The 17,293-nt window shown below is 65.7% G+C and carries 18 protein-coding genes; 6 read left to right on the top strand and 12 right to left on the bottom strand.

The genetic code is table 11. The features are described 5' to 3' along the window. Nucleotides 1-63: 63 nt before the first annotated feature. The 3 genes from rpsI to CLD20_RS00300 all read right to left on the bottom strand — a co-directional run bounded on the left by rpsI (nt 64) and on the right by CLD20_RS00300 (nt 1,627). Nucleotides 64-543: a 30S ribosomal protein S9 gene (rpsI, locus tag CLD20_RS00310; RefSeq protein ID WP_224404590.1), complete on the bottom strand. Its 480-nt coding sequence runs from the start codon at nt 541-543 to the stop codon at nt 64-66. After that, nucleotides 543-1,007 (bottom strand): 50S ribosomal protein L13, encoded by a 465-nt coding sequence (gene rplM, locus CLD20_RS00305; RefSeq protein WP_224404589.1) that lies wholly within the window; start codon nt 1,005-1,007, stop codon nt 543-545. Before rplM ends, rpsI begins: the two co-directional genes overlap by 1 nt. Nucleotides 1,008-1,174: 167 nt before the next feature. Next, a complete protein-coding gene (locus CLD20_RS00300; RefSeq protein ID WP_224404588.1) occupies nt 1,175-1,627 on the bottom strand; it encodes a PaaI family thioesterase in 453 nt (150 codons plus the stop codon). 92 nt (nt 1,628-1,719) lie between these two features. Between CLD20_RS00300 and CLD20_RS00295 the strand changes: the two genes are divergently transcribed. Beyond that, a complete protein-coding gene (locus CLD20_RS00295; RefSeq protein WP_224404587.1) occupies nt 1,720-2,550 on the top strand; it encodes an enoyl-CoA hydratase in 831 nt (276 codons plus the stop codon). 43 nt (nt 2,551-2,593) lie between these two features. Next, the gene (locus tag CLD20_RS00290) at nt 2,594-3,118 is read left to right on the top strand and encodes a CoA-binding protein (RefSeq protein ID WP_224404586.1); all 525 of its coding nucleotides are present in this window, start codon (nt 2,594-2,596) and stop codon (nt 3,116-3,118) included. Between the two features lie 4 nt (nt 3,119-3,122). Here CLD20_RS00290 and CLD20_RS00285 read toward each other — a convergent pair whose 3' ends face one another. Continuing rightward, complete coding sequence (locus CLD20_RS00285) at nt 3,123-3,620, bottom strand: GNAT family N-acetyltransferase (protein ID WP_224404585.1); 498 nt, start codon at nt 3,618-3,620, stop codon at nt 3,123-3,125. A 139-nt stretch (nt 3,621-3,759) separates the two neighbouring features. On the opposite strand from CLD20_RS00285, the gene CLD20_RS00280 reads away from it, so the two are divergent. Continuing rightward, complete coding sequence (locus CLD20_RS00280; protein WP_224404584.1) at nt 3,760-5,049, top strand: O-acetylhomoserine aminocarboxypropyltransferase; 1,290 nt, start codon at nt 3,760-3,762, stop codon at nt 5,047-5,049. 198 nt (nt 5,050-5,247) lie between these two features. On the opposite strand, the gene ndk is transcribed toward CLD20_RS00280, so the two are convergent. Both ndk and CLD20_RS00270 read right to left on the bottom strand, forming a co-directional pair. Continuing rightward, nucleotides 5,248-5,670, bottom strand: coding sequence for a nucleoside-diphosphate kinase (gene ndk, locus CLD20_RS00275; RefSeq protein ID WP_224404583.1), 423 nt, complete (start codon nt 5,668-5,670; stop codon nt 5,248-5,250). 93 nt (nt 5,671-5,763) lie between these two features. Beyond that, complete coding sequence (locus tag CLD20_RS00270; protein WP_224404582.1) at nt 5,764-6,705, bottom strand: hydrogen peroxide-inducible genes activator; 942 nt, start codon at nt 6,703-6,705, stop codon at nt 5,764-5,766. Between the two features lie 128 nt (nt 6,706-6,833). Here CLD20_RS00270 and CLD20_RS00265 point away from each other — a divergent pair, with 128 nt between their 5' ends. Further along, complete coding sequence (locus CLD20_RS00265) at nt 6,834-8,357, top strand: catalase (RefSeq protein WP_224404581.1); 1,524 nt, start codon at nt 6,834-6,836, stop codon at nt 8,355-8,357. 173 nt (nt 8,358-8,530) lie between these two features. Beyond that, nucleotides 8,531-9,034 (top strand): DinB family protein, encoded by a 504-nt coding sequence (locus tag CLD20_RS00260; RefSeq protein ID WP_224405040.1) that lies wholly within the window; start codon nt 8,531-8,533, stop codon nt 9,032-9,034. Nucleotides 9,035-9,079: 45 nt separating this feature from the next. Here the strand turns inward: CLD20_RS00260 and CLD20_RS00255 are convergent, their stop codons facing one another. From CLD20_RS00255 to CLD20_RS00240, 4 genes are all read right to left on the bottom strand, one after another. Further along, entirely contained in the window at nt 9,080-10,150 is a 1,071-nt protein-coding gene (locus CLD20_RS00255) for a nitronate monooxygenase family protein (protein WP_224404580.1), read from the bottom strand. A 72-nt stretch (nt 10,151-10,222) separates the two neighbouring features. Further along, nucleotides 10,223-10,669 carry a BLUF domain-containing protein gene (locus tag CLD20_RS00250; protein WP_224404579.1) on the bottom strand — a complete coding sequence of 149 codons (447 nt, stop codon included), beginning with the start codon at nt 10,667-10,669 and terminating at the stop codon, nt 10,223-10,225. A 7-nt stretch (nt 10,670-10,676) separates the two neighbouring features. Next, on the bottom strand, nt 10,677-12,353 hold the full coding sequence (locus CLD20_RS00245; protein ID WP_224404578.1) for a bifunctional diguanylate cyclase/phosphodiesterase: 1,677 nt from the start codon (nt 12,351-12,353) through the stop codon (nt 10,677-10,679). A gap of 175 nt (nt 12,354-12,528) precedes the next feature. After that, nucleotides 12,529-14,280 carry a SulP family inorganic anion transporter gene (locus CLD20_RS00240; protein ID WP_224404577.1) on the bottom strand — a complete coding sequence of 584 codons (1,752 nt, stop codon included), beginning with the start codon at nt 14,278-14,280 and terminating at the stop codon, nt 12,529-12,531. A 208-nt stretch (nt 14,281-14,488) separates the two neighbouring features. Between CLD20_RS00240 and CLD20_RS00235 the strand changes: the two genes are divergently transcribed. Next, on the top strand, nt 14,489-15,481 hold the full coding sequence (locus tag CLD20_RS00235; RefSeq protein ID WP_224404576.1) for an SIS domain-containing protein: 993 nt from the start codon (nt 14,489-14,491) through the stop codon (nt 15,479-15,481). A 25-nt stretch (nt 15,482-15,506) separates the two neighbouring features. Here CLD20_RS00235 and CLD20_RS00230 read toward each other — a convergent pair whose 3' ends face one another. Both CLD20_RS00230 and CLD20_RS00225 read right to left on the bottom strand, forming a co-directional pair. Further along, entirely contained in the window at nt 15,507-16,241 is a 735-nt protein-coding gene (locus CLD20_RS00230; RefSeq protein ID WP_224404575.1) for a bifunctional 2-polyprenyl-6-hydroxyphenol methylase/3-demethylubiquinol 3-O-methyltransferase UbiG, read from the bottom strand. Further along, nucleotides 16,154-17,230, bottom strand: a complete 1,077-nt coding sequence (locus CLD20_RS00225) for a glycosyltransferase family 2 protein (protein WP_224404574.1) — start codon at nt 17,228-17,230, stop codon at nt 16,154-16,156. Before CLD20_RS00225 ends, CLD20_RS00230 begins: the two co-directional genes overlap by 88 nt. Between the last annotated feature and the right edge of the window lie 63 nt (nt 17,231-17,293).

Below are 17,293 nucleotides of genomic sequence, written 5' to 3'. Positions count from 1 at the left end.
CCGCGCGAAATAGAAAGGGCGGGCCAGCGGCCCGCCCTTGAATCTCTGGAAAGAAGGGAGCGATCAGCGCTTGGAGAACTGGAAGCTCCGGCGGGCCTTGGCCTTGCCGTACTTCTTGCGCTCCACGACGCGGCTGTCGCGGGTCAGGAACCCGACCTTCTTCAGGACGGCCCGCAGCCCTGGCTCGTAATAGGTCAGAGCCTTGGAGATGCCATGGCGCAGCGCGCCGGCCTGGCCGGAAAGGCCGCCGCCGGAAACCGTCGCCATAATGTCGAACTGGCCGTTGCGGTCGACGACAAGGATCGGCTGCTCGATGATCATCTGCAGCACGGGACGACCGAAATACTCGGTGTAGTCCTTGTTGTTGACGGTGATGCGGCCGGAGCCTGGCTTCACCCAGACGCGGGCGACGGCGTCCTTGCGCTTGCCTGTGGCATAGGCGCGGCCATGCTCGTCGAGCTTCTGGACATGCACCGGGGCTTCCGGCTGCGCCGGCTCGGCGGCGCCGCCCAGCTCGGACAGGTCTTGCAGAGTTTCAGCCATCAGATCACCCTCACATTCTTCTTGGAGAGGGCGGCGACGTCGAGCGCCTCCGGCTGCTGTGCGGCATGCGGATGCTCCGCGCCGGCATAGACCCTCAGATTTTTCAGCTGCTGGCGGCCGAGCGGGCCACGCGGGAGCATGCGCTCCACGGCCTTCTCGACGACGCGCTCCGGGAAGCGGCCCTCGATCAGCTTGCGCGCGGTGCGCTCCTTGATGCCGCCGGGAAAGCCCGTGTGCCAGTAATACTTCTTCTGATCGAGCTTGCGGCCCGTGAAGATCACCTTGTCGGCGTTGATGACGACGACGTTGTCGCCATCGTCCATATGCGGCGTGAAACTCGGTTTGTGCTTGCCGCGGAGGCGCATCGCCACCAGCGAGGCAAGGCGGCCGACAATCAGGCCCTCAGCATCGATGAGGATCCACTTCTTGTCGATATCCGCCGCTTTTGCGGAATAGGTCTTCATCATCTTCCTCTTTGGGGGAGCCCCGCTTGCGAGGCGTTGCGCGCAGGAAGGGCTTCCCTCCGCGCGCGGTCGGCGGCAGATAGGCGGGGAATGCCCCTCCTGTCAAGTCGCAAACCGCCCCGCTGCTTCCAAAAAGCCCTAAAAATCAGACTCTTGTTGATGTGGTATTAAGATACCAAGGGACGATCCTGATGGGGCGGAATGGAATAGGTGGCGGTGGCGTGGGCGACCAGATCCGCCTCGCCCGGCGGGGCGATGGAAATCTCCGTTACCGCCAGACGCTTGCCGAGCTTTAGGATACGGCAGGTGCCTAGGATCGGGCCCGGCGGCGGCTTCCTCAGGAAGTTGATGGAAAGGTTCGTCGTGACCGCGAGCGCCACCGGCCCGATATGGGCGAGGATTGCCACATAGGCGGCAAGGTCGGAGAGGGCGAAGAGCGTCGGGCCGGAGACCGTGCCGCCCGGCCGCAAATGCGCCTCGGCCGCGTCGAGGCGCAGCACCGCCTCGCCCGGCGCAATCGAGGCGACGGAGTAGACGCGCCCATTGAGGTGGATCTGGGGAAACTCCCTGTCGAGGAAGGCTTCCACCTCCTTCTCGCTCATCACCGGTCTCAGCGTCATTCTTCCTCCCGATTTCGCTGTTGCCTGCCGTTAGCAGAGTAGGGGACAATTCCCTATCTCAGGAACAGCACGCAAGAAGCCGGGAGGACGCCATGAGCGAGGCCACCGCGATCCGCCAGAGCGGGCAGATGCAGAGCCAGCCCGCCGGGGAGGGGCCGCTGCGAATCGAACGGGACGGCGCCGTGCTGCGGCTCATCCTCGCCAATCCGCCTGCGAATGCACTGTCGGAAAGCGTGCTTGCCGCTCTTACCGAGGCGCTGAAGCTGGCGCACGAGAAGGAGGTGCGGGTCGTCGTCATCGCCGCGGAGGGCAAGCTCTTTTCCGGCGGGCACGACCTCAAGGAACTGACGGCACACCGCGCCGGCCCGGACCACGGGCGCTCCTATTTCGAGGAGATCTTCCGCCGCTGCTCACGGGTGATGCGCGGCCTGACGGAGCTGGAAAAGCCCGTCATCGCCGAGGTGGCTGGGCTCGCCACCGCCGGCGGCTGCCAGCTCGTGGCAAGCTGCGACATGGTGGTGGCCTCCAGCGAGGCGCGCTTCGGCGTCAACGGCATCGATTTCGGCCTCTTCTGCTCCACGCCCATGGTGGCACTGTCGCGCAAGGTGCCGCGGGCCCTGGCGCTGGAAATGCTGATGACCGGCACGATGATCTCGGCCGAGCGCGCGCGCGAGGCGGGGCTCGTCAACCGGGTCGTGCCGCCGGAAAAGCTCAGCGAGGAGACAGGCGAGCTCGTGGAACGGCTTCTCGCCCGTCCCGCCTCGGTGCTGGCCCTCGGCAAGAAAGCGTTTCGCGAGCAGCTCGGCATGGGGCTGGGCGATGCCTACGACTTCGCCTCCTCCGTCATCGTCGGCAACATGATGATGGACGAGGCCAAGGAGGGGATCGGGGCCTTCGTGGAAAAGCGCGAGCCGAAATGGTGAGGGGCGGCGCAGGCCTGCGCGCAACGCGGGTCGGGCAGGCCTCATGAGCGGTCCGGAATATTCCGACGCTTTCATCCGCGACATCCTTCACGACGTGAAGCGGATTGCCGTCGTCGGCGCTTCCGCCAAGGAGGTGCGGCCGAGCTACTTCGTCGTCAAATACCTGATCGACAAGGGATACGAGGTCTTTCCCATCAATCCCGGCATCGCCGGAAAGGAGATTCTGGGACGAGCGGTCTATGCCTCGCTCGGCGACGTGCCGGGGCCGGTCGACATGGTCGACATCTTTCGCGCTTCCGACGCCGTTCCCGGCATCGTCGACGAGGCCCTGGCGCTCGAGCCGCTGCCAAAGGTGATCTGGATGCAGCTCGGTGTGCGCCATGACCAGGCGGCGGCGAGGGCGGAAGCGGCCGGCATCAAGGTCGTGATGAACCGCTGCCCGAAGATCGAATACGGGCGGCTTTCGGGCGAAATCGGCTGGACGGGGGTCAACTCGCGCCGGGCGATCTCGTCGAAGAAGCCGGTGGTGCGCGCCGGCTTCCAGCATCGGGGCCTGCGCCGAACGTGAGCCGTCAGGCCTCGGTCTCGTCCTGTGTCAGCGCCTCCAGCCTGGCGCGCTCGGCGCGAAGATAGATTTTGGGGACGAGATCCATGCCGAGACGGCGATAGAAGCGCTGCGCGGCCTCGTTGTCGCTTCCGGCCCCGGTGGTGAGGTCGAGACGCGAGGCGCCGTTGTCCAGCACAAGCCGCGCCGCGTGCCGCATCAGCGTCTCGCCGATCCTGCGGCCCCTCGCGGCGGCGGCCACATAGAGTTCCTTGAGGAACCAGGCCGGCTGCAGATCGGCACCCGGGAACATCTCGTAGAGGCAGGCAAAGCCGAGCGCCTCCTCGCCCTCGGCGGCGAGGAGGATGGCGCGACCGGGCGCCGGCTTCAGCGCGGCGAGGAGCCGGGGCCGTGCCGTTTGCGCGTCGATGGCAGCCTCGCCCAGATAGTGGCGCTGCATGTCGAGAAAGAGGGGCAGGAGGAGGTCGATATCGGCCTCGTCGGCGCGGCGGATTGTGGTCGTCATGGGTGGCAAAGGTCGGTGGCGGGTGGCCCCGGTTTAGCAACTTTTCCTCCGCCGGCCAGCTCCTGGAGAAAAACCGCCCTTTGCGCCGCTGCCGCCTTGCCGCTAAATCCGGCCACCGACACCCAGAAAGGGGGAATATATGCCCGAGGACCAGACGCCAGGCTTCAACACGCTCGCCATCCATGCCGGCGCGCAGCCCGATCCTTCGACCGGTGCACGCACGACGCCGATCTACCAGACGACCTCCTACGTCTTCGACGATGCGGAGCATGCCGCCTCGCTCTTCGGGCTGAAGGCCTTCGGCAACATCTACACCCGCATCATGAACCCGACGACGGCGGTGCTGGAAGAGCGCGTCGCGGCGCTGGAGGGCGGCACGGCCGCGCTCGCCGTCGCCTCGGGCCACGCCGCGCAGATGATCGTGCTGCACACGCTGATGCAGCCGGGCGACGAGCTGGTGGCGGCCAAGAAGCTCTATGGCGGCTCCATCAACCAGTTCGGCTATTCCTTCCAGAATTTCGGCTGGAAGGTGAAATGGGCCGATACCGACAACCTGCAGAGCTTCGAGGAGGCGATCACCCCGCGCACCAAGGCGATCTTCATTGAATCGATCGCCAATCCGGGCGGCGTCGTCACCGACATTGCGGCGATCGCGGCCATCGCCAAGCGGGCCGGGGTGCCGCTGATCGTCGACAACACGCTGGCCACCCCCTATCTCTGCCGGCCATTCGAGCACGGCGCCGATATCGTCGTGCATTCGCTGACGAAGTTCATGGGCGGCCACGGCAATTCCATGGGCGGCGTCATTGTCGACGGCGGCTCGTTCAACTGGTCGCGCGAGGGGCGCTACCCGATGCTGTCGGAGCCGCGGCCGGAATACCACGGCATTGTGCTGCACGAGACTTTCGGCAACTTCGCCTTCGCCATCGCCTGCCGCGTGCTCGGCCTGCGGGATCTCGGCCCGGCGATCTCGCCGTTCAATTCCTTCCTCATCCTCACCGGCATCGAGACGCTGCCGCTCAGGATGCAGCGGCACTGCGACAACGCGCTGAAGGTCGCCGAATGGCTCTCCGGCCGGCCGGAAGTCTCCTGGGTCTCCTATGCCGGGCTGCCGGGCGACCGCTACCATAACCTGCAGAAGAAATACGCGCCTAAGGGGGCGGGTGCCGTGCTCACCTTCGGGCTGGAGGGCGGCTACGATGCGGGCGTCAAGCTCGTGGAGAGCGTCGAGCTCTTCTCGCATCTGGCCAATATCGGCGATACGCGCTCGCTCATCATCCATCCGGCTTCCACGACCCACAGCCAGCTCACCGAGGAGCAGCTGCGCGCCGCCGGCGCCGGCTCCGACACGGTGCGCATCTCCGTCGGTATCGAGGATGTCGACGACATCATCGCCGACCTCGAGCAGGGTCTGAAGAAGGGGGCGTAAGCCGCTCGCATTAGAGTCATTATAGTTTCGGCTCAGACTTCGGATGAAGTCGCCGCCTGGAATGGATGCCCGGGCGAGGCCCGGGCATGACGAAGGGCAGCACTTGCACCATCTGGCCGCGCCTGCGGCCGAGCGGTGCGCAACGAAAAAGGGCGGGGCCGCAGCCCCGCCCTTTGCATTTCCAGCGCCGTTGAGGCGTCAGCCGACGATCTCGTTGCCGGCGAACCACTGGGCGATCTCGACGGCGGCCGTCTCCGGCGCGTCGGAGCCGTGAACGGAATTCTCGCCGACCGACTTTGCGTGCGCCTTGCGGATGGTGCCCTCGTCGGCATTCTCCGGGTTGGTCGCGCCCATCACCTCACGGTACTTGGCGATGGCGCCTTCGCCCTCCAGCACCTGCACGACGACGGGGCCGGAGATCATGAAGTCGACGAGCTCGCCGAAGAAGGGCCGCTCCTTGTGGACGGCGTAGAAGGTCTCGGCCTGCGCGCGCGTCATCTGCACGCGCTTCTGCGCCACGATCCTGAGGCCGGCGCCCTCGATCATGGCGTTGATGGCGCCGGTCAGGTTGCGGGCCGTCGCGTCGGGTTTGATGATGGAGAAGGTGCGTTCGAGCGCCATTGTGTGGTGTCCTCAGTCGTCGGGAATGAATGGAAAGTCGCCGGCTCTATAGCCGCGCGGCGTTTGCGGCTCAACCGCCTCGCCTCGCGGCGCTCAGGCAGAAGGCGCCGGCGTTTCGCCGCGCGCGACGGGGCGGCCTTCGGCGGCCGTGCCCCGGTGCCAGGCGGCGATCTTCCCCGCCAGATCGCGGAACTGGCCGGCGCCCGGATGGGAGTGCCGCCAGGCAAGGCCGATCTGCCGGCGCGGTCCCGGATCGGCGAAGGGCAGGAGCGTGACCCGCCGGCCTGAAAGGCCGTTCGCCTCGGCAAAGAGCGAGGGAAGCAGCGAAACGCCCGCGCCAATCTCGATCAGTTCGATGATGGTGGCGAGATTGGTGACGGACAGTTCGTCGGCCGAAGGGGGGATGCGGCAATAGGACAGGATCTGGTCGCGCATGCAATGGCCTTCCTCCAGCAGGATCAGGTCCTCGCTGGAGAGCGCCTCAAGATCGGCGAAGGCGCTTCGCGCGAGCCTTCCTCCCTCCGGCACGGCCAGCCAGAAGGGATCCTCGAAGAGGCTCGCCTCCTCCAGGCGCTCCTCGCCCAGCGGCAGGGAGGCGATGATGCAGTCGAGCCGGTCGGCCAGGAGCTCGGCGACGAGCGTTTCCGTGATCGTCTCGCGCAGGCGAAGCTGCACGTCCGGCAACGCCGTCTTCAGGAAGGGCAAAAGGCGGGGCAGCAGATAGGGGCCGACGGAGGGAATGACGCCGAGGCGCAGCGGTCCGGCAAGCGGCCCCTGGTAGCGGTCCGACAGGCTCTCGATCTCCTGGATGAGGCCAAGAATCCTCGCACCCCTTTCGGCGACCTGTGCCCCGAAGGCCGTCAGACGCGCGCCGCTCGGCCGGCGTTCTATGAGCTTTTCGCCGAGATCCTCCTCCAGTTCGCGGATCTGGGCGGAGAGCGCGGGCTGCGTCACGCCGACGCGCCTGGCGGCACGGCCGAAATGCTCGGTTTCGGAAAGCGCTTGCAGATAGCGCAGTTGGCGGAGTGTCATCATGCCGGATGCCTACGCGATAAGAAAAACCAATGAAAGATGTCAGGAATAACAATTAGACATTATCGGCCTCCTCGCTCATAAGAATCGCTCTAATCTGAGAGCGACAAGAATTTTCGCGGAGGCATTCCATGAGTGAGAACAAACGCCCGAATCTGACGACTTCGGCCGGCGCGCCGGTCCCGTCGAACCAGGATTCCCTGACCGCCGGCGAGCGCGGTCCGCTTCTGATGCAAGACTATCAGCTGATCGAGAAGCTGGCCCATCAGAACCGCGAGCGCATTCCCGAGCGCACCGTCCATGCCAAGGGCTGGGGCGCGCATGGCACGCTGAAGATCACCGGCGACATTTCCCGCTATACCAAGGCGAAGGCCCTGCAGCCGGGCGCCGAGACGCCGATGCTGGCGCGCTTTTCCACCGTCGCCGGCGAGCTGGGCGCGGCGGATGCGGAGCGCGACGTGCGCGGCTTCGCCCTGAAGTTCTACACCGAGGACGGCAACTGGGACCTCGTCGGCAACAACACGCCGGTCTTCTTCGTGCGCGACCCCTACAAGTTCGCCGACTTCATCCACACGCAGAAGCGCCATCCGAAGACCAACATGCGCTCGCCGACGGCGATGTGGGATTTCTGGTCGCTGTCGCCCGAAAGCCTGCACCAGGTGACGATCCTGATGTCGGATCGCGGCCTGCCGGTCTCGCCGATGCATATGAACGGCTACGGCTCGCACACCTATTCGATGTGGAACGACCAGGGCGAGCGCTTCTGGGTGAAGTTCCACTTCAAGACCGAGCAGGGCCACAAGCACTACACCAATGCTGAGGCCGAACAGGTCGTCGGCAAGACGCGCGAAAGCTACCAGGAGGCGCTCTACAACGCCATCGAGGGCGGCACCTATCCGCGCTGGAAGATGCAGATCCAAGTGATGCCGGAGATGGACGCGGAGACCTGCCCGTTCAATCCGTTCGACCTCACCAAGGTCTGGCCGCATGGCGACTATCCGCCGATCGACGTCGGCTATTTCGAACTCAACCGGATGCCGGAGAACTATTTCGCCGAGATCGAAAACGCCGCCTTCTCGCCGTCGAACATCGTCCCGGGCATCTCCTGGTCGCCGGACAAGATGCTGCAGGCGCGCATCTTCTCCTACGCCGATGCGCATCGTCACCGGCTCGGCACGCATTACGAGCAGATCCCGGTGAACCGGCCGCACTGCCCGATGCACCACTACCACAAGGACGGCGAGATGAACGTCTATGGCGGCATCGCCACGGGCAATCCGAACGCCTACTACGAGCCGAACTCCTTCAACGGCCCGGTGGAAGTGCCGGCCGCGCAGGAGCCGCCGCTGCGCATCGACGGCAATGCCAACCGCTACGACCACCGCACCGGTCACGACGATTACAGCCAGGTGCGCGTGCTCTTCGAGAAGGTTCTGGAGCCGGATGAGAAGGAGCGCCTCTTCTCCAACATCGCCGGGACGTGGGCGGACGTTCCGGAGTTCATCTGCGAGCGCCAGCTCGGCGAGTTCAAGAAGGTGCATCCGGACTACGAGGCGGGCGTGCGCAAAGCCTGGGAGAAGGTGAAGGCGGAAGGCGGCTATCAGCCGAACGCCCAGCCGGTGGACGAGAACACGCCCCCGGTGGCTGCCGAATAGGCAGGGCCGCTTTCAAGCGAAAAGTCCTTCCAGGGAAGGGCGACGGCCGCGGGGCGTTTGCTCTGCGGCCTTTTTTTGTGTCCCGATCCCTCGGCCAGCCGCTCGCGGGCTTGTCTTCTGCGGCGGGCGAGGGAAAATCCCTGTCCGACAAGGAGGGGTCGATGGCTTCCCTGATGAAGGCGCATTACGACATGCTTGCCCGCTACAATCGCTGGGCGAACAAGAGAATCTACGCTGCTGCGGCGGCGCTTCCCGAAGCGGAGCTGAAGGAGGATCGCGGCGCCTTTTTCGGCTCGCTCTTCGGCACGCTCACCCATCTCATCGTCGCGGACCGGATCTGGCTGAACCGCTTCACCGGCGAAGGCGAGACCTATGACCGGCTGGACGCCATGCCGTTCGACGATCTCGTCGCCCTGGAGGCGGCGCGCCTGCGCGAGGACGAGCGCATCGTGGAATGGGTGGAGGGGCTCGGGGACGAGGACCTGGCCGGCACCTTCACCTATCGGCGGGTCTCGACGCCGGACGAATATACCGACCAACTCGCTCCGGCGCTGGCGCATTTCTTCAACCACCAGACCCATCATCGCGGCCAGTGTCACACCATCCTGACAGGCCTTGGCCGCGAAGGGCCGGTGATGGACATCCTCTATTTCCAGCGCGAGGAAGCGGTCGCCTGAAGCGCTGTGCGCCGCGGAGCATCCTTTGCCGGCCTTCTTGCCGGCTCAGGCGGCGTGCATCTCCTCCGCCAACGTGGCGACGAGTTCGGCGGCCGCCATGGGCCGCGCCATCGGCGCGCCCTGACCGGCCCATTGCGCGCCGAAGCCCGGCTCGCCGGCGGCTTTCGCCGCAGCTGCGAGCGCGCGCCCGGCCGCATAGGCGATCGGAAAGGCCGGTACCTCGTCGGGCGGGAGATCTGCGGCAAGAGCGGTGAAGCGAGTGGGCAGCGAGCGGGCCGGCCGGCCTGAGATGGCGCGCACCATGCGGGTATGCGCCGCCCCTTCGCCGGCGAGCGCGGCGCGGAAGGCGGTGTCGGCGGAAGACTCGTCGGCCGCGATGAAGGCGGTGCCGAGCTGTGCGGCGGCGGCTCCCAGACGCAGGACGGCCGCGATGCCGGCGCCGTCCATGATGCCGCCGGCGGCTATCACCGGGATGTCGAGCTCGCGGACGAGGAGCCGCGTCAGGGCGAAGACGCCGAGCCCGTCGTCCGGACCGTCCTCGTCGAAGATGCCGCGATGGCCGCCTGCCTCGATCCCCTGCGCCACGACGGCATCGATGCCCGCCTCCGCCACCGCCCGGCCTTCAGCGGGGCCCGTGGCCGTTGCAAGGAGGAGGATGCCTGCCCCATGCAGCGCATCGATGGTCTCGGCAGGCGGCAGACCGAAATGGAAGCTGACGACGGCAGGGCGCGTCTCCAGCAAAAGCTCCAGCATCGCCGGATTGACGAGGAAGCTGGGATTGCCCGGTGTGAGCTCTGCCGGCGGCTCGGCGCCGAAATGGCGGAACTGCGGAGCCAGTCGGGCGAGCCATGCAGCTTCCTTGACCGGATGCGAATCCGGAGGCTGATGGCAGAAGAGATTGACGTTGAAGGCGCGGTCCGTGACGGCCTTCGTCGCCGCAATCATCTCGCGCGCCTGATCGAGGCTTGCCGCGCCGAGGCCGATCGAGCCGAGCCCGCCCGCATTGGAGACGGCGGCAGCCATGGCCGGCGTCGAGACGCCCGCCATCGGCGCCTGGACGATCGGGTGCTCAAGGTCGAGCCGCTTCGCGAGGCGGCGATCGAAGATGACGGGCATCGTGTTTTCCCCCGGATGATCGCCGCCATCCAAAGGGGTCCTGGCCGCCGGCGCAAGAGAGGTGGCGTATGCCTATCCGGCGGGCGACGTCTCCTCTTCCTCGGCGATCTCGCGGATGATGCCGAGGATGCGCTCGCCTTCAAGATGCGTCGTGAGGGGGTCGCTCTTTTCACCGAGATGGCCGAAAAGATCGTCTTCCTCGCGTGAGCGGCCGACGAAGGCCATCGACCAGGACGGGAAAACCCTCTCGTTGACCCGTTCGAGGAAAAGAACCAGCACGTCGGCGTGGCGTGGATCACGCTGGATGGTCTCGAAAGTCCTTTCGACCGCCTTCAGCGGGCCCTCAAGCGTCTGCGCGAAGATACCGGAATTGAAGAGCAGCGCTCCCGTGATGCCATTGCGAGCATTGTTGGTCTGCGAGCTCGACAGGATGTGGGCGATGTGGCCGGCGAACTCGTCTCGGTCGCCCAGGACACGGTTGCGGCTGCGGTAGACGAGACGATAGACAGGGTCTTCCATGGCCAAACTACTCGGTTGAAGGCGCGCGCGCCGTCATCCATTCGCGGGCACGGTCTTCATGCGTCGCGCAGATCGCATCGATTTCGCTTGCAGGAAGAGGACGGCTGATCAGATAGCCTTGGAAATCCGTGCAGCCGGCCTCCGCAACGAGTCGCATCTGCTCCATCGTCTCTACGCCCTCCGCAACCGTCGTCATGCCGAGACTCTTTCCGAGGGCCGCCGCCGCGCGAACGATCGCCATGCCGCTTCCGTCGTTGCACTTTTCGCGCACGAAGCTCTGGTCGATCTTGATCGTGTCGAAGGGAAAGCTGCGCAGGTAGGAAAGAGAGGAATAACCGGTGCCGAAATCGTCCATGGAGATGCGCACGCCGAGTTCACGCAGGTGGTGCAGCGTTTCCAGCGCGGCGGCGTTGTCGCCGAGAAGGACGCTTTCGGTGATTTCCAGTTCCAGCCGCTCGGGCGCAAGGCCGCTCTCGGACAGTGCGGACATGACCGTAGCGGGGAAGCCCGGGCTTGCGATCTGTATGACCGAGACATTGACGGCGACGCGGAAGGGAATGTTCCAGCGTACCGCCTCGCGGCATGCGGTGCGCAGGACCCATTCTCCAATTGGCACGATGAGGCCGATCTCTTCCGCAAGCGGGATGAATTCACCCGGCGAGACCGGACCGCGGTTCTGGTTCTGCCAGCGCAGCAGCGTCTCGAAGCCGGTAATCCGGTGGTCGCCGAGATTGCACTGCGGCTGATAGGCGAGCGTGAACTCGCGCAGGGCGATGGCGCGACGAAGGTCGGTCTCCAGCTTTTGCCGCGCCTCCATCTGCCGGTTCATCTCGCCCTCGAAGAAGCGGAAGCTGTCCTTCACTTCACGCATGGCCTGCGAGACGGCGAGGCCGGCATTCCTCAATAGTGTTTCGGCATCCGAACCGTCCGCCGGCATCATCGCTATGCCGACGCTGACGCCGACATTGATGAGCTGACCCTCGATCACGTAGGAGCGTCCAAGCAGGTCGACGAGACGCGCCGCCAGCATGTCGGCTTTCTGGGGCAGGGGACCGTGTGGGAGGAGGACGGCAAACTCGTCGACGCCGATGCGTGCGGCGAAGTCGCTCGGATCAAGGGCCGAAAGGATGCGCTCGGCGACGATCTTCAGCAGCGCATTGCCGACCGGACGGCCAAGCGTGTCGTTGACCCGCTTGAAGCGATGGAGATTGAGGAGAAGGACGGCTGCGGCGCCGCGCCGGTCATCACGGCCGACTTCGTCAAGGCGCTCCTCGAGGCGCAGCCGGTTGGCAAGGCCGGTCAGTCCGTCGAGGCGGGCCGAACGATAGGCTTCGGCATCTTCAGCGAGCTTTGCGGTAATGTCGCGGCCGCTTACAAGGATGCCGGCCGGCAGATCGACGAGGTCGAGGTCGAAGGTGCGGCCATCGGCCAGAGTCAGACGGTGGCGGAGCTCTTTTTCGCCTCTTCCGCGAAAAGCGCCGAAGACTTTGGAAAGACACTCCGCGGTGCAGTCAGCGCAAAAGCTCTCCACGAAGCAGCGGTTCTGGAGCAGAACAGATCCGTCGCGATCGAGCAGCGCGACAGGCCAATTGACGCCCTGGATGGCGGCAAGTGCGAGATCCGCTTCGCTCTGTGCTTCCCGATGAGGGTGTTTCGTTCGGTCTACGGCCGTTGATGCGGCCATGGCGGAAGAATCCCGGATTCGGATCAAGCTTGGGTCCCCCCTCCGCGAATACTACTTTTAGTTGCCTGCCCGCGGAGTGCCTAGCGTCGCGCGAATATCTTGATCAAACCTTTACGTCCTGTCCTGAATCAACGTTCCGGACGGCTCACGAAACCCGACAAAGAAGAGAATAAGTTTAGTCAAATTCCTTGCTGTCCGTCACCGGCTCGCCCTTCCGAAGGTGGCGGATGACGCTGTCGATCGAGCGCCCGAACCGCACAGTCGGTGGACGCACGCCGTGCGCGGACAAGGTGTGGCGAACGGCGGGCGAAGCGCCCGTGATGAAGCACTGTACGCCGGCGCTTTCCGCCTTGCGGGCTGCGCCGGCGATCGTGTTCGCCGCCGTGGAATCCAGGAAGGGCACTTCGGAGAAATCGAGGATGAACGATTTTCGGTGATCGGCGATGCGGTCGAGGACGGCGCCGACGGTCGAGGCCGCTCCGAAGAAGAAAGCGCCGGAGATGCGGTAGACGACGACGTCGGGGTCGCTCGCAAGGCTTGGATCGTAGCGCACGCGACCGTCGCTCGAATCCGCGATATCCGGGGCGACGAGCGGCACCTGGTACTCGACGGTGAGAGCCTGCGCCATCCGATTGATGAAAATCATCGCGCCGAGAGAGAAGCCGACGATGATGCCCTCGGTGAGATCGCGAAAGACGGTGATCAGGAAGGTGGCCATCAGCACCAGCGCCTCGCCGCGCGAAGCGCGCACGAGGGCGACGAAGGCGTGCTTCTCCAGCATGTTCCAGGCGACGAGGACGAGGACGCCCGCGAGAGCGGAGAGCGGTATGTAGCTCGCCAGCGGTGCTGCGACGAGCATGAAAAGCAGGAGAAAGACGGCGTGCGACATGCCGGCGATCGGACCGCGGGCTCCAGCGCGCACGTTGGTCGCGGTGCGGGCGATCGTGCCGGTGGCCGGAACCCCGCCGAAGAGCGCGGCGGCGATGTTGGCCGTGCCCTGGGCGGCGAGTTCGCAGTTTGAGCGGTGGCGTCGTCCGGTCATGCCGTCGGCGACGACCGCGGAAAGAAGCGATTCGATCGCGCCGAGAAGAGCAAAGGCGACCGCGTCCGGCAGGACGGCCTGGATCTTCTGAAGCGAGAAATCCGGCAAATGCGGCAGCGGCAGGGTGCGCGGGATGCCGCCGAACTTGGAGCCAATCGTCTCCACCGGAAGCTGGAAAAGCCAGGCGGCGACAGCGGCAAGCGCGACCGCAAAGAGCATGCCCGGCCAGCCCGGACGCCAGCGTTTCGTCAGGACGATGACGGCGATGGTGAGGACCGCGAGGAGGAGAGAGAGGGGGCTCGCCGTGTCGGCGGCGGCGAGGAGAGCCGGCACCTTTTCCACGATCGGACCGGGTTCGGGACCTGACAGGGCAAGGCCGAAGAAGTCCTTCAGCTGGCTTGTCAGGATGATGACCCCGATGCCGGCGGTGAACCCGACCGTCACCGGATACGGAATGAACTTGATGTAGGTGCCGGCCCGCAGGAAGCCGAGAACCACGAGGAAGATGCCGGAAAGGAATGTCGCCAGCATCAACCCGTCGATGCCGTGACGCATCGCCGTGGAGGCGACGAGAACGATGAAGGCACCGGCCGGGCCGCCGATCTGGAAGCGACTGCCGCCGAGCAGGGAGATGAGAAAGCCGCCGACGATCGCCGTGTAGAGGCCCCGATCCGGCGTCACGCCGCAGGCGATGGCGATTGCCATCGACAGCGGCAGGGCGACGATGGCGACGGTGAGGCCGGCGACGAGATCCGATTTCAGCTCGGTCAGGCCGTAGCCTTCGCGCAGCACCGTGATCAGCTTCGGCGTGAAGAGCTCGACGAAGCTGGGGGAGGGCGGCGTCAGTGGCGCGCCAGAGCCTTGCGAAGTGCCGGGTCGGTTCATGGGCGGGTCGGTCGGAAAGGGCCAGTCAATAGCGTTCGCCGTGTCGCCCGCAAGGGCAATCTTGCGGCCGGGCAGCCGCCATGCGCGGGGAGCGTGCCGCCCGGCGCCACCACCGGGCCCGTCTCCGGCCCCATTTCCGCCGCGTGGGCTCGCCATTGACCCACCGGCCCGCCAGCAATAGAGCCAATGGCAGGAAAGCGGAGATTCGATGCTGAAACTCGCAGCCGCAAACGAGGATGCGGTCGGCGCTTCGGTGCGCAAGACGATCGCGATTGCCCTTGCCGCGCTCAGGGAAGTGGAAACGGAGATCGCCGAGGGCGAACTTGGCTCCGCTCTCGATCAGGCGGTTCAGCTTATTCTCGGCCTCAAGGGCCGGGTGATGATTTCAGGCATCGGCAAGAGCGGCCATATCGGCCGCAAGATCGCCGCGACGCTCGCCTCTACCGGCACGCCCGCCTATTTCGTCCATCCGACCGAGGCGAGCCATGGCGACCTCGGCATGATCACGCGCGACGACGCGCTTCTGGCGATCTCCTGGTCCGGCGAAACGACGGAGTTCGCGAGCCTCCTGGCGTATGCGGAGCGCTTCGCGGTGCCGATGATCGCGCTCACCTCGGGACGCAACTCGACGCTCGGCAAAGCGGCAAGTGTCGCGCTCGTCCTGCCGAAGGTGACGGAAGCCTGCCCGCACGGTCTTGCGCCGACCACCTCCACGCTCATCCAGATGGCCATTGGCGACGCCATCGCCATGGCGCTGCTGGAAGCGCGATCCTTCGGGGCGCAGGACTTCAAGGTCTTTCATCCGGGTGGGCAGCTCGGGGCGCAGCTCCGCCAGGTGCAGGAAGTCATGCACCGGGAGCCGAACCTGCCGCTTTGCGCCGTGGGCGCCGGTATGGGCGAGGCCATCCTCACGATCACGGAGAAGGGCTTTGGAACGGTCGGTGTGATCGACCAGGAAGGCCGGCTCGCCGGGATCATCACCGATGGCGACATTCGCCGCCATATCGGCAACGGGCTGATGGAAAAGCGCGTCGAAGAGGTGATGACGAAGACACCCAGGACGATCTCGCCCGAGGCCATGCTCGCCAAGGCGATGCAGACCATGGAAGGCCAGAAGATCAACGTGCTCTTCGCCGTGGAGGAGGGCCGCCCGGTCGGCATCGTCCATATGCTCGACCTCTTGCGCGCCGGCGTCGCCTAGGCACTAGAGGAAAGCCCCGGCTGCCTCAGGCGTGAGGCCTTTCGGCGATCAGGTAAAGCGAGGTTCCGACCGGCAGGCTGACGCGGCCGACGAGATGGCTCTCGGCGGAAAAGATGCGCTTCAGCGCCGCGTTGACCGGGCGCGGCGGCATCTCGTCATCGGCGCTGTCGCTGCCGACGGTCTTCTTCAGAAGGCGCGTGGCGACGATCGCCGGGAAGAGGAGCGTGTTGAAGTAGCCGCATTCCAGGATCGCAAGACCTGCCTCATCGGCTGCGGCCGAGAGCGAGGCGATGGTGTAGCGGCGGAAATGATGGTGGCTCACATCGTGCGCCGACCACAGCCAGGGAAGGGCGGGGACAGTGACGAGCAGCCGGCCGCTCGCGCTGAGCTTGTCGCGCAGGGCCGCAAGGGAGGCGACGTCCGCCTCCACATGCTCCAGGACATCGAAGAGGCCGACGAGGTCGTAGGTGGCGTCCGCGACGGGGAGCGGACCGGGAAGCCCGCCCGCCATCACCTCGATGCCGGATTTCTCCGTTGCGAGCCGGCGCGCCTCTTCGTCGTACTCGACCGCGTCGAGCGCGCCGTAGCCGGAAAGAAGGGAAAGGTTGCCGCCGGTGCCGCAGCCGACCTCCAGCAGGCGAGGGCGCGCCGCCTGCGGCAGCGCGCGCGCGATCAGCCGTGCGATGATCTCGCGACGACCGGCGAACCACCAGTGGCGGTCTTCCTGCTCGGCCATTCGCCGATAGACGGCTCGATCCATGGGTCTTCTCCGCGAAGGGCTGCGTCGAGACCATAGGTCTCGCGGACAATGTAGAGCGGCCGGCCCTTCACCTCCGTGTAGGTGCGGCCGAGATATTCACCTATGATGCCGAGCGACAGGAGATTGATGCCGCCAAAGAAGAGGACGAGCACCATCAGCGAGGCATAGCCCGGCACGTCGATACCGAGGATCAACGTGCGGGTGACGAGGAAGGCGGCGTAGAGGAAGGCCGCGATGGCGGTCAGCCCGCCGAGGTAGCTCCATACGCGCAACGGCATCGTGGTGGAGGAGGTGATGCCGTCGATGGCAAAATTCCACAGACGCCAGTAACCCCATTTGGTGGTGCCCGCCGCACGCTCGACCCGCGCATAGGGCACCGAGCATTGGCGAAAGCCCACCCAGGCAAAGAGCCCCTTCATGAAGCGGGCACGCTCGGGGAAGCGGTTGAGCACATCCACCACGTCGCGCGAAAGGAGCCGGAAGTCGCCGGCATCCGGCGGGATCGGCCGGTCGGCGATCTTGTTGAAGAGCTTGTAGAAACCGCGGGCGGTGGCGCGCTTGACCGTGTCGTCGGAGCTGCGGTCGGCGCGCGTCGCATAAACGACGTCAAAGCCCTGCAGCCATTTCTCGACAAGAAGCGGGATCACCTCGGGTGGATCCTGCAGGTCGACGTCGATGGGGACGACGGCCTTGCCGCTCGCAAAGCGCAGGCCGGCCGTCAGCGCGACGTCCTTGCCGAAATTGCGCGAGAGGGAAACGACGCGGATGCGCGGATCGGCCTTGGCGCGGGTGCGAAGGCGCGCCAGCGTGTCGTCGGTGGAGCCATCGTCGACAAAAACGATCTCGTAGATCACCGGATCGCCGAAAGGCTCCACGATCTCCTCGATGATCGGCTGCGTGCGCTCCAGGAAAGGAGCGATCGTATCCTCCTCGTTGTGGACGGGCACAACGAGGCTGATCAGCACCGGCGAGGAGGCATTGGCGGTCATGCCTTCCGGGGTATCCGATCAGCCTTAAGGGAGCTTAAACGGAGCGCCGGAAATGCCGCCTTT

It is taken from the genome of Afifella sp. IM 167 (genome assembly GCF_020144925.1).
Lineage (GTDB): Bacteria > Pseudomonadota > Alphaproteobacteria > Rhizobiales > Afifellaceae > Afifella.
Note: the sequence above shows the minus strand (reverse complement) of the source record. Positions and strands in the feature narration are given on the sequence as shown.